The 12508-nt window shown below is 63.8% G+C and carries 10 protein-coding genes; 8 read left to right on the top strand and 2 right to left on the bottom strand.

Going from position 1 to position 12508, the window contains the following annotated elements; genetic code table 11:
• Positions 1-10: 10 nt before the first annotated feature.
• Together BLS27_RS11965 and BLS27_RS11960 are read right to left on the bottom strand one after the other, a co-directional pair.
• Complete coding sequence (locus BLS27_RS11965; RefSeq protein WP_090344926.1) at positions 11-1006, bottom strand: NAD-dependent epimerase/dehydratase family protein; 996 nt, start codon at positions 1004-1006, stop codon at positions 11-13.
• A 49-nt stretch (positions 1007-1055) separates the two neighbouring features.
• Positions 1056-1946, bottom strand: a complete 891-nt coding sequence (locus BLS27_RS11960; RefSeq protein WP_090344924.1) for a LysR family transcriptional regulator ArgP — start codon at positions 1944-1946, stop codon at positions 1056-1058.
• A gap of 125 nt (positions 1947-2071) precedes the next feature.
• On the opposite strand from BLS27_RS11960, the gene BLS27_RS11955 reads away from it, so the two are divergent.
• From BLS27_RS11955 to BLS27_RS11920, 8 genes are all read left to right on the top strand, one after another.
• On the top strand, positions 2072-2671 hold the full coding sequence (locus tag BLS27_RS11955; RefSeq protein ID WP_043213572.1) for a LysE/ArgO family amino acid transporter: 600 nt from the start codon (positions 2072-2074) through the stop codon (positions 2669-2671).
• A gap of 257 nt (positions 2672-2928) precedes the next feature.
• Positions 2929-3525: a superoxide dismutase gene (locus BLS27_RS11950; protein WP_043213571.1), complete on the top strand. Its 597-nt coding sequence runs from the start codon at positions 2929-2931 to the stop codon at positions 3523-3525.
• Positions 3526-3830: 305 nt separating this feature from the next.
• Positions 3831-5882, top strand: a complete 2052-nt coding sequence (locus BLS27_RS11945) for a putative bifunctional diguanylate cyclase/phosphodiesterase (RefSeq protein WP_090344922.1) — start codon at positions 3831-3833, stop codon at positions 5880-5882.
• Positions 5883-6022: 140 nt separating this feature from the next.
• Positions 6023-7357 (top strand): imelysin family protein, encoded by a 1335-nt coding sequence (locus tag BLS27_RS11940; protein ID WP_090344920.1) that lies wholly within the window; start codon positions 6023-6025, stop codon positions 7355-7357.
• Positions 7358-7550: 193 nt separating this feature from the next.
• The gene (locus tag BLS27_RS11935; RefSeq protein ID WP_090344917.1) at positions 7551-8978 is read left to right on the top strand and encodes a di-heme oxidoreductase family protein; all 1428 of its coding nucleotides are present in this window, start codon (positions 7551-7553) and stop codon (positions 8976-8978) included.
• Positions 8979-8996: 18 nt separating this feature from the next.
• Positions 8997-10061: an imelysin family protein gene (locus BLS27_RS11930; RefSeq protein ID WP_090344915.1), complete on the top strand. Its 1065-nt coding sequence runs from the start codon at positions 8997-8999 to the stop codon at positions 10059-10061.
• A gap of 2 nt (positions 10062-10063) precedes the next feature.
• On the top strand, positions 10064-11161 hold the full coding sequence (locus BLS27_RS11925) for a DUF1513 domain-containing protein (protein ID WP_043213559.1): 1098 nt from the start codon (positions 10064-10066) through the stop codon (positions 11159-11161).
• A 191-nt stretch (positions 11162-11352) separates the two neighbouring features.
• A complete protein-coding gene (locus BLS27_RS11920; protein WP_090344913.1) occupies positions 11353-12504 on the top strand; it encodes an efflux RND transporter periplasmic adaptor subunit in 1152 nt (383 codons plus the stop codon).
• The last annotated feature ends 4 nt before the right edge of the window (positions 12505-12508 follow it).

Raw genomic sequence — 12508 nt, 5'->3', positions numbered from 1 at the left:
CGGCCGGGGTTCATTGTTGGCCGGGCACGTTCTTCCACCAGGCGCAGAATTCATCCAGCGCGGTCCACAGGCTGACCTTGGGCCGGTAGTCCAGATGTTGCCGCGCGCGGCTGATATCCAAAGTGAAATCCCTGCTCATCATCTGCGCCCCGAGGCGCGACAGGGTCGGTTGTGGACGGCCTGGCCACAGCAGGCAGGCGGCCTCGTTCAACGCGCCCAGGCTGTAGGCCAGGCCATAGCCACGGTAGCGGGTAACCTGGGGCAGCTGCATCTGGCGCATCACGTAATTGATCACATCCCACAGCGGCAACGGTTGGCCGTTGCTGATGTTGTAGGCCTGGCCAAGCGCCTGCTCATCGGCGAACAGAGCGCTGAGCAGGGCTTCGTTAAGGTTGTGCACACTGGTGAAATCGGCCTTGTTAAGGCCATTGCCGATGATGGCCAGGCGGCGCTTGCGCTGCAGCTGCATGAGCCTTGGGAAGAAACCGGCATCGCCCGCGCCGGTGACCCGTTGCGGTCGCAGGGCCAGCACTTCCAGGCCGAACTCCTGGGCGCCGAAGACCTTCTGTTCGGCCAGGCGCTTGGTCGACGCCTGAAGGTCATGAAATCGCCGAGGTAATGGCTCCTCGCGGATATCAAGACGCGAGGAGCCATTGAAGTACAGCGACGGCGACGACAGGTACACCAGGCGCCGCACGTGCTCCTTCAAGCAGCCTTCCACCACGTTCTCGGTGACCACCACGTTACCCTGGTGAAAATCCTGATAGCGACCCCAGTGGCCGGTGGCGCCAGCGCAATGGACCACCGCGTCGACACCCTGACAGAGCCGCCGGGCCAGCTCGGCATCGCCTAGGTCGCCAGAAATGAACTGGGCGCCGCGCTTGACCAGATGCTCAACGCCCTCGGCGCGCCGGCCATTGACCCGCACCTCCAGGCCCTGCTCCAAGGCAAAGCGCGCAAAGCGCCCGCCGATGAAGCCGCTCGCACCGGTGACCAGAATTCGCATGTAACACTCCGCCTTGCCAAATTACAGATGCAGCTGACGCCGTCCGCGCCTACAAGGGCACCAGCCAGCTCGACGCCGTATGGCGCAGGTGCTCGGTCAGCTGAGCGAGCAACTGCCCGCCATTGCGCCAATGATGCCAGTACAACGGCACGTCGATGGGGGTATCGGTGCAGATTTCCACCAATTGGCCGCTGGCCAGTTGTTCGCGGGCCTGCAATTCCGGCACCAACCCCCACCCCACACCGGCCTCGGTCATGCGCAGAAACCCTTCGGACGAAGGGCACAGGTGATACAGGAAACTGCCCTCGATGCCCAACGAAGCCAGGTAGCGGTGTTGCAGGAAATCATCCGGGCCGTACACCACTGCCGGGATCCGCGCCAGGCGCCGGGCCTCGAACCCCTGGGCAAAGTGCCGGGCCATGAACGCGGGGCTGGCCAATGCCCGGTAACGCATGGCCCCCAGCAACACGCTGCGCGCGCCGGCCACCGGCCGCTCGCTGCCACACAGGCACGCCGCCACTTCGCCGGCACGCATGCGCTTGAGGCCGACCTCCTGGTCTTCGACTACCAGATCGAGCAACACCTGCTGCCCCGCGCAGAAATCCCCCACCGCACCCGCCCACCAGGTCGCCAGGCTGTCGGCGTTGAGGGCGATACGCAGGCGCTCGGGCAGGCCTTCCTCGTCCAGCGCCGGGACCTGGCGCTGCAGGTCACGCTCAAGCAGACGCACCTGCTGCACATGGTTGAGCAACTGTCGCCCCACCTCGGTGGGGCTCGGTGGCGTGGCCCGCACCAGCACCGGCTGGCCGACCCGCGCCTCGAGCAGCTTGATGCGATGGGAAATGGCCGATTGCGACAGGCCCAGAACTTGAGCAGCACGTTCGAAACCGCCTTGTTCGATGACGGCAGCGAGGGCGGCAAGCAGCTTGTAGTCGAACATCTATTTCTCTAATGCCAGATCAGCTTTATTTGTTTTTCTTATACAGGGCATTTCCTCACAATGGCCAGCATCTTCTTGGGTAATCAACGCCGGCGCTTGTTCGGCGTCAGTGGAGTGTTCCTGTTATGTGGCAAAGCTATCTGAACGGCATGCTGGTGGCATTCGGCCTGATCATGGCCATCGGCGCACAGAACGCCTTCGTCCTGGCCCAGAGCCTGCGCCGCGAGCATCACTTGCCGGTGGCCGCGCTGTGCATCATCTGCGATGCCATCCTGGTGGCCGCCGGGGTGTTCGGCCTGGCCACGGTCCTGGCTCACAACCCGACCTTGCTGGCGGTCGCACGCTGGGGCGGTGCGGTGTTCCTCATTTGGTACGGGGCCAAGGCACTGCGTAGCGCGTGCTCCAAGCAGAGCCTGCAACACCAGCAAGGCCAAGGCATGCGCTCGCGTCGCGCGGTGTTGCTCAGCGCCCTGGCAGTGACCCTGCTCAACCCTCATGTCTACCTCGACACCGTGCTGCTGATCGGCTCGCTGGGCGCCCAACAGACCGTACCTGGGGCCTATGTGGCCGGCGCCGCCAGTGCCTCGCTGGTGTGGTTCTCGACCCTTGCGCTGGGCGCGGCCTGGCTTGCGCCATGGCTCGCCCGTCCAGCCACCTGGCGCCTGCTGGACCTGATGGTGGCTGTGATGATGTTCGCCGTCGCCGCGCAATTGATCTTTTCTTGAAGGGTGAGTTCTAAGCTGCAAGCTGCAAGCCAAAGGCAGACACGGCGCCCTCTTCCAGCTTGAAGCTTGAAGCTTGACGCTTGCGTGAAGCTCGCAGCGCCCACTATTCCCTATGTTTGTTGCGTGGTTATGCGCAAGGGCCGGTGCTATGATCCAGCCCTTGCGTCGCAAAGCGTGTCAAACGCGCTGACGCACCTCGGGCCGCCCGTGATCGGCCTTGCGCAAACCGCGAACAGACCTGAATCAGGAGATCCACCATGGCTTTTGAATTGCCGCCGCTGCCGTACGCCCACGATGCCCTGCAGCCGCACATCTCCAAGGAAACCCTGGAGTATCACCACGACAAGCACCACAACACCTATGTCGTGAACCTGAACAACCTGGTCCCAGGCACCGAATTCGAGGGCAAGTCCCTGGAAGACATCGTCAAGACCTCCTCGGGTGGCATCTTCAACAACGCCGCTCAAGTCTGGAACCACACCTTCTACTGGAACTGCCTGTCGCCAAACGGCGGCGGCCAGCCAACCGGCGCCCTGGCCGATGCCATCACCAAGGCTTTCGGTTCCTTCGACAAGTTCAAGGAAGAGTTCACCAAGACTTCCGTCGGCACCTTCGGTTCCGGCTGGGGCTGGCTGGTGAAGAAGGCCGACGGTTCCCTGGCCCTGGCCAGCACCATCGGCGCCGGCAACCCGCTGACCAGCGGCGACACCCCGCTGCTGACCTGCGACGTCTGGGAACACGCCTACTACATCGACTACCGCAACCTGCGTCCTAAGTACGTCGAGGCGTTCTGGAACCTGGTCAACTGGGCCTTCGTGGCCGAGCAGTTCGAAGGCAAAACCTTCAAGGCCTGATGCCTGGGGTAACCTTCGATCCAAGAAATCCGACGCTCATGCGTCGGATTTTTTTTGTGCAGGTTTCGCCAATGAGGCCCTCGCACACGCACACGCTTCGCCAGCGCTTGCCCACACCCGATAGCGCGCTAACATGAATCTTCTGGAAAGTTGATACAGCGCACTCAAGTCGCCAGTCCCCACAACCGATATATTGCCCATGAGAGGATGAACGACGGCCGTCACCTGTCGCGACAATCGGTCGATAGTGTATTGCCAAGGGTAATGGCAAAATAATGGCATGCGCATGGATTAAGGAAACCCCATTGAAGCTGGAATTTCGGGACAGCTTGTCGGTCAAGTTGCTCAGGGTCGTGCTGCTCTCGGCGCTGGCTGTCGGCGTTGTCCTCAGCTGCGCGCAGATCGTCTATGACGCCTACAAGACCCGCCAGTCCGTCAACAACGATGCCCAACGCATCCTCGACATGTTCCGCGACCCGTCTACCCAAGCGGTCTACAGCCTTGACCGGGAGATGGGCATGCAGGTCATGGAAGGCCTGTTCCAGGACGCTTCAGTGCGCGCGGCCTCCATCGGCCACCCCAACGAAACCATGCTCGCGGAAAAATCCCGTCCGCTTCAGGACACGCCCGCACGCTGGCTGACCGACCTGATCCTCGGTCAGCAAAGGACCTTCACCACCCAACTGGTCGGCCGTGGGCCGTACAGCGAGTATTACGGCGACCTGAGCATCACCCTGGACACGGCCACCTATGGCGAAGGCTTTCTGATCAATGCAGTGATCATCTTCATTTCCGGGGTGCTGCGCGCGCTCGCCATGGGCCTGGTGCTGTATCTGGTCTATCACTGGCTGCTGACCAAGCCATTGTCCAAGCTCATCGAGCACCTCACCCAGATCAATCCCGACCGCCCCAGCCAGCATGAGATCCCGCTGCTCAAGGGCCATGAAAAGAACGAGCTGGGGCTGTGGGTCAACACCGCCAACCAGTTGCTGGCCTCCATCGAACGCAACACCCACCTGCGCCACGAAGCCGAGAACAGCCTACAACGCATGGCCCAGTACGACTTCCTCACCGGGCTGCCAAACCGCCAGCAATTCCAGCAGCAGTTGGACAAGATCCTCGTCGATGGTGGCCGCCTGCAGCGCCGGGTCGCGGTGTTGTGCGTGGGCCTGGACGATTTCAAGGGCATCAATGAGCAATTCAGCTATCAAGTCGGCGATCAATTGTTGCTGGCCTTGGCCGACCGCCTGCGTGCCCACAGCGGCCGCCTCGGCGCCCTGGCGCGGCTCGGTGGGGACCAGTTCGCCCTGGTCCAGGCCGACATCGAACAACCCTACGAGGCCGCCGAGCTCGCCCAGAGCATCCTCGACGACTTGGAAATGCCCTTCCCCCTGGATCACCAGAACATCCGGCTGCGTGCTACCATCGGCATCACCTTGTTCCCCGAAGATGGCGACAGCACCGAGAAACTGCTGCAAAAAGCCGAGCAGACCATGACCTTGGCCAAGGCCCGCTCCCGTAACCGCTACCAGTTCTATATCGCCAGCGTCGACAGCGAGATGCGTCGGCGCCGCGAGCTGGAAAAAGACCTGCGCGAAGCCCTGCCGCGCAACCAGTTGTACCTGGTGTACCAACCCCAGATCAGCTACCGCGATCACCGTGTGGTCGGCGTCGAAGCCCTGTTGCGCTGGCAGCACCCGGAGCTGGGCATGGTTCCGCCCGACCAGTTCATCCCTCTGGCCGAACAGAACGGCAGCATCATCGGCATCGGCGAGTGGGTGCTCGACCAGGCCTGCCGACAGTTGCGTGAATGGCACGACCTGGGCTTCAGCGACCTGCGCATGGCCGTCAACCTGTCCACCGTGCAGCTGCACCACAGCGAGCTGCCCCGGGTGGTGAACAACCTGTTGCAGATCTACCGCCTGCCCCCGCGCAGCCTGGAGCTGGAGGTGACCGAGACCGGCCTGATGGAGGACATCAGCACCGCCGCCCAGCACTTGCTGAGCCTGCGCCGCTCCGGGGCGCTGATCGCCATCGATGACTTCGGGACCGGTTACTCCTCGCTCAGCTACCTGAAGTCGTTGCCGCTGGACAAGATCAAGATCGACAAGAGCTTCGTCCAGGACCTGCTGGATGACGATGACGACGCCACCATCGTCCGGGCTGTCATCCAGCTGGGCAAGAGCCTGGGCATGCAGGTGATCGCCGAAGGCGTGGAAACCGCCGAGCAGGAAGCCTACATCATCGCCCAGGGCTGCCATGAGGGTCAGGGCTACCACTACAGCAAGCCGCTGTCGGCTCGCGAACTGACGGCCTTCCTCAAGCACGCGCAGCGCAACCAAGTCACCGCGTTCTGACCCCAGCGACCGCTCGATCGCGAAAGCGACCCTTGCGCATGAATTGCGCACCTGCCCCTTTACACAAAATGCAAATCTTTCGCATTATGTTGCGGTTTCGCAGGCCACACTGTCTAACCTCACGACGCAGGATACCTACAATGATTCGAATGCCTCTGGCCTCCGCCAGTCTGCTGGCCATCGCCATCGCCCTCGCCGGTTGCGGTGAGAGCAAGGATGACAGGGCTGCCGCGCCGCAAGCCCAGGCACCGGCTGCCGCAAGCGCCACCGCAGCGCCCGGGGCTGTCGACGAAGCGGCCGGCAAGGCCGTGGTCAAGCACTATGCCGAAATGGTCCACGCCGTCTACAGCGACTCGCTGAGCACCGCCAAGACCCTGCAGACCGCCATCGACGCCTTCCTGGCCAAGCCCAACGACCAGACCCTGATGGCTGCCAAGCAAGCCTGGGCAGCGGCTCGTGTGCCGTACCTGCAGAGCGAAGTGTTCCGCTTCGGCAACACCATCATCGACGACTGGGAAGGCCAGGTGAACGCATGGCCTCTGGACGAAGGCCTGATCGATTACGTCGACAAGAGCTACGAGCACGCCCTGGGCAACCCGGCGGCCAGCGCCAACATCATTGCCAACACCGAAGTCCAGGTCGGCGAAGAAAAGGTCGACGTCAAGGACATCACCCCTGAGAAACTGGCCAGCCTGAACGAGCTGGGCGGTTCCGAGGCCAACGTCGCCACCGGCTATCACGCCATCGAATTCCTGCTGTGGGGCCAGGACCTCAACGGCACCGGCCCAGGCGCCGGCAACCGCCCGGCTTCGGACTACCTGGAAGGCCAAGGCGCCACTGGCGGTCACAACGAGCGCCGTCGCGCCTACCTGAAGGCCGTGACCCAACTGCTGGTCCAGGATCTGGAAGAAATGGTCGCCAACTGGGCGCCGAACGTCAGCGACAACTACCGCGCCAAGCTGGAGGCCGAGCCTGTGGCCGATGGTCTGCGCAAAATGCTGTTCGGTATGGGCAGCCTGTCGCTGGGCGAACTGGCCGGTGAGCGCATGAAGGTCTCCCTGGAGGCCAACTCGCCAGAAGACGAGCAGGACTGCTTCAGCGACAACACCCACTACTCGCACTTCTACGACGCCAAGGGTATCCGCAACGTCTACCTGGGCGAGTACACCCGCGCCGACGGCTCCAAGCTGACCGGCCCGAGCTTGTCGGAGTTGGTCGCCAAGGTCGATCCGGCCACCGACGCCACCCTCAAGGCGGACTTGGAAGCCACCGAGGCGAAGATCCAGGTCATGGTCGACCACGCCCTCAAAGGCGAACACTACGACCAGCTGATCGCGGCTGACAACGCTGCTGGCAACCAGATCGTGCGTGACGCCATCGCATCCCTGGTCAAGCAGACCGGCTCGATCGAGCAAGCCGCCGGCAAGCTGGGCATCGCCAACCTGAACCCGGACACCGCCGATCACGAATTCTGATCCGGATCCAGTGGTTCGACAGGGGCGGCCTTCGGGCCGCCTTTTTCATGGCCGGAAAATCTACTGCCGCAGACGCGAGCCAACGACAACCTGACATCGATTTCATCAAGGCAATTGCAAATTGCTCTTATTCAAATTCCGTCACCCTGCTAAGCTTGCACGCCGGTTTTTTAGCACTCACCCAGGATCCTCGATGCCCGCGTCGCTGCTCCGACTCTCTCCCTTGCTGCTGGTCGCCGCCCTGGCCGCCTGTGATGACGCCCCGCGTTTCACCCAGGCCGAGCCCGGCGAAGCCCTTTCCGCCGGCAAGGCCACCGTGCAGCGCAGCGACCGCAACGCCTTTTCCCTGCCCTCGGCCAATCTCTCGCCAGAGCGGCGCCTGGACTTCAGTGTCGGCAACAGTTTCTTTCGCAACCCCTGGGTGATCGCCCCCTCCACCACCACCGCCCGTGATGGCTTAGGCCCGCTGTTCAATACCAACGCTTGCCAGAACTGCCATGTGCGCGATGGGCGTGGCCATCCACCTGAGCCCAACGCCAGCAACGCGGTCTCGATGCTGGTGCGCCTGTCGATTCCCGATCAGGCGCAATACGCCAAGGAAATCGAACGCCTGGGCGTGGTGCCGGAGCCGGTGTATGGCACGCAACTGCAAGACATGGCCGTCCCCGGCGTGGCACCGGAGGGCAAGGTGCGGGTGGATTACACCAGCGAGACCGTCACCTTCGAGGACGGCCATGTGGTGGAGCTGCGTCGTCCGGCGCTGCAGATCACCCAGCTCGGCTACGGACCGATGCACCCCGATACCCGTTTCTCCGCCCGTGTGGCCCCGCCGATGATCGGCCTGGGCCTGCTGGAGGCGATCCCGGAGGCCGCAATCCTTGCCAATGCCGATCCGGACGATCGCAACGGCGATGGCATCCGTGGACGCCCCAACCAGGTCTGGGACCAGACGACGAACAAGACCGTGCTCGGCCGCTTCGGCTGGAAAGCCGGGCAGCCCAACGTGAACCAGCAGAACGTCCATGCCTTTGCCGGCGACATGGGCCTGACCAGCACCTTGCAGCCGGTCGATGACTGCACGCCTGCCCAGGTCGATTGCCTGGCCGCCCCCAACGGCGACGGCACAGGCGGCGAGAAAGAAGTCAGCGACAATATCCTGCGCCTGGTCACCTTCTACACCCGTAATCTAGGCGTGCCGGCGCGCCGCGACGTCGGCGCGCCCCAGGTATTGGCCGGCAAGAACCTGTTCTTCCAGGCCGGCTGCCAAGGCTGTCATACCCCGCAGTTCACCACCGGCCCCGACACCCACGAACCCGAACTGGCCAACCAGGTGATCCGGCCGTACAGCGATCTGCTGCTGCACGACATGGGCCCAGGCCTGGCCGACAATCGCAGCGAATTCAAAGCCTCCGGGCAGGATTGGCGTACCCCTCCACTGTGGGGTATCGGCCTGACCGAAACGGTCAGCGGCCACACCCAGTTCCTGCATGACGGCCGCGCCCGCAATCTGCTGGAGGCCGTGCTCTGGCACGGCGGCGAAGCCGAAGCGGCGCGCAACCATGTACTGACCTTCAATGCCGAGCAACGCGCTGCGCTGCTGGCCTTTTTGAACTCACTTTAACGCGCAAGGAGCCGGGCAATGTTCCGACCCAAACTGTTGTTCACCAGCCTCGCCGCACTCGCCCTCGGTGCCTGCTCGCCCCAGGACCCGCAGGCTGTGACCTCCGCCGCCATCGCCAAGCAGGTGATCCTGCCGACCTACAGCCGTTGGGTCGAAGCCGACCGCCAGCTGGCCGCCAGCGCCCTGGCTTATTGCGAAGGCAAGGAGTCGCTCGAGACCGCGCGCGCCGATTTCCTCAACGCCCAAAAGGCCTGGGCCGAGCTGCAACCGCTGCTGGTCGGCCCGCTGGCCGAAGGTAACCGCGCCTGGCAAGTGCAGTTCTGGCCCGACAAGAAAAACCTGGTCGGCCGTCAGGTCGAGCAACTGGTCGCCGGCGACAAGCCGATCGACGCCGAGACACTGGGCAAGTCCAGCGTCGTGGTGCGCGGCCTGTCCGCCTACGAATACATCCTGTTCGACAGCAAGCCGGACGTCGCCACGCCTGAGCAGAAGGCCCGCTATTGCCCATTGCTGGTCGCCATCGGCGAGCACCAAAAGGCCCTGGCCGAGGAGATCCTCAAAGGCTGGAACAGCACCGATGGCATGCTCTCGCAGATGACCAAGTTCCCCAACCAGCGCTACGCCGATTCCCACGAGGCGATCGCCGACCTGCTGCGTGCCCAGGTCACCGCCCTGGACACCCTGAAGAAGAAGCTTGGCGCTCCGATGGGCCGCCAGAGCAAGGGCATCGCCCAGCCGCTGCAGGCCGAAGCCTGGCGCAGCCAGTCCTCGCTCAAGAGCCTGGAAGCCAGCCTCAAGGCCGCCCAGGCGGTTTGGGTCGGCGTCGACAACCAGGGCCTGCGCGCCTTGCTGGGCAAGGACCAGGCTGCCCTGGCGCAGAAGATCGACGACGCCTACGCCACCTCGCTCAAGCTGCTGGAAGCCAACGACAAGCCGTTGGGCGAACTGTTGGCCGACGACGCTGGCAAACAGACCCTCGACCAGATCTACGACAGCCTCAACGCCGTCCACCGCCTGCACGAAGGTGACCTGGCCAAGGCACTCAACATCCAGCTGGGCTTCAATGCCAACGACGGTGACTGATCATGCTGCGACGCCAGGCCCTCAAACTCGGTAGCGTCGTGCTCAGCGCCCTCACCCTGGGCGGCTGGAGCCTGTTTCGCAACAGCGCCAGCGAACCCCTGCTGCTCTCGGCGCGCGACGATGGCGACGGCAGGCACTATGCCGTCGGTTACCGTCTGGACGGCACCCAGGTGTTCGCCACCCAGGTGGCCCAGCGTTGCCATGACATCATCAACCACCCCGAGCGGCCGATCGCCCTGTTCGTGGCACGTCGACCAGGCACCGAAAGCTACCTGATCGACCTGCGCGACGGGCGCCTGCTGCAGACCGTCACCTCGCAACCGGACCGGCACTTCTACGGCCACGCGGTGATTCATAAAAGCGGTGAGTGGCTGTACGCCACCGAGAACGACACCACCGATCCGGGGCGTGGCGTGCTGGGCATCTACCGCTTCGAAGGTGATCGCCTGGTCCACAGCGGTGAGATCCCTACCCACGGCATCGGCCCGCACCAGGTATCCTGGCTGCCGGACGGCGAAACCCTGGTGGTGGCCAACGGCGGTATCCGCACCGAGGCCGAAAGCCGGGTGGAAATGAACCTCGACGCCATGGAGCCCAGCCTGGTGCTGATGCGGCGCGACGGTACCCTGCTGAGCAAGGAAACCCTCGCCCAGCAGATGAACAGCGTGCGCCATCTGGCCGTCGGCAGCGACGGCACCATCGCCGCCTGCCAGCAGTTCATGGGCGATGCCCACGAGACCGCCGAATTGCTCGCGATCAAGCGTCCAGGCGAACCGTTCAAGGCCTTCCCGGTGCCCGAGCGACAGTTGCAGTCGATGGCCCAGTACACCGCCAGCGTCGCCATCCACAGCGACCTGCGCCTGGTGGCGTTGACCGCACCACGGGCCAACCGCTTGTTCATCTGGGACCTGGACAGCGGTGCGGTCAAGCTCGACGCGCCGATGCCCGACTGTGCGGGCGTGGGCGCGGTGAAGGACGGTTTCGTGGTCACCTCAGGCCAAGGGCGCTGCCGGTTCTATGACTGCCGCAAAGCAGAGCTGGTCGCCCAGCCGCTGAACCTGCCGTCCGGGTTCTGGGACAACCACCTGCACCTGGCCTAGGGGACCGCACGGCCCTTTCGCGGCCACCCCGCGAAAGGGCTGCAAACCTGCGTGTTCGCCCATCGGCGACCACCTGTCCATCCCCGCCTTCCCCCATCCCTGAAAAACAGGCAATACTTCTCCCATCCGCACGTGGGCAGGATCGCCCGTTGTCGTGCCAGACGAACAACAACTATCCAAGGAACCGGACTATGCTGCGCCGCCGCATGCTGATCATGTTGGCCGTGGTCCTGCTGATCGTATTGACCTTAGGTGGCATCAAGGCGTTCTCGATCTACAAGCAGATCCAGATGTTCTCCGCACCGAAACCGCCGGTCAGCGTCGCTGCGGCAGTGGCCGAAGAGCGCCAGTGGCAGGAGCGTCTGCCTGCGATCGGCAGTCTCAAGGCGTTCCAGGGCGTCGAGTTGAGCCTGGAAGTGGCCGGCACAGTCAAATCGCTGCATTTCGAGTCGGGCCAGAAGGTCAAGGCCGGCCAGCTTCTGTTGCAACTGGACCACGACCAGGAGACCGCACTGCTCGGCACAGCCCAGGCAGACCTGGGCCTGGCCAAGGTGGACTTCGGCCGGGGCAGCCAGTTGGTTGGCGATTCGGCGATTTCCCGCGGCGAGTTCGACCGCCTCACCGCCCAGTACCGACGCAACCAGGCCGTCGTCGACCAGCTCAAGGCCTCCCTGGCCAAGAAAAGCATCAGCGCGCCCTTCAGCGGCACCATCGGTATTCGCCAGGTGGACGTGGGCGACTACCTCGCCAGCGGCACAGTGATCGCCACCCTGCAGGATCTCTCCAGCCTGTATGTCGACTTCAACGTGCCCGAGCAAACCCTGCCCCAACTGAGCCTCGGCCAGCAGGTGCTGGTGCAAGTGGCGGCCTACCCGGGCCAGACTTTCCCTGCCAGCCTGAGCGCCATCAACCCCAAGGTCGAGGAAAGCACCCGCAACCTATTGCTGCGCGCCACCCTGGCCAACCCCGACGGCAAGCTGCTGCCTGGCATGTTCGCCAGTTTGCTGGTGCTGTTGCCCGACCCGCGTCCTCAAGTGGTGGTACCGGAAAGCGCCATTACCTACACGCTCTATGGCAACTCGGTGTACGTGGTCGCTCAGAAGAAAGACAAGAACGGACAGGTGGAAAAGGCCGCCGACGGCCAGCCGCAAATGGTCGCCGAACAGCGCACGGTCAAGACCGGAGAACGTCGTGATGGTCTAGTGGTGGTGGGCGAAGGCCTCAAGGCGGGTGAACAGGTGGTGACCGCCGGCCAGCTGAAGCTCACGCCTGGCACGGCCATCCGCATCAGCCACGACGAAGCCCTCCAGCTGGACGGCCAGCGCGCCTCCGGCGCCAACTGATCAG

Origin of the sequence: Pseudomonas guariconensis (genome assembly GCF_900102675.1) — a bacterium.
Lineage (GTDB): Bacteria > Pseudomonadota > Gammaproteobacteria > Pseudomonadales > Pseudomonadaceae > Aquipseudomonas > Aquipseudomonas guariconensis.
The sequence above is the reverse complement of the archived record's forward strand: the minus strand, read 5'-3'. Positions and strand labels throughout refer to the sequence as shown.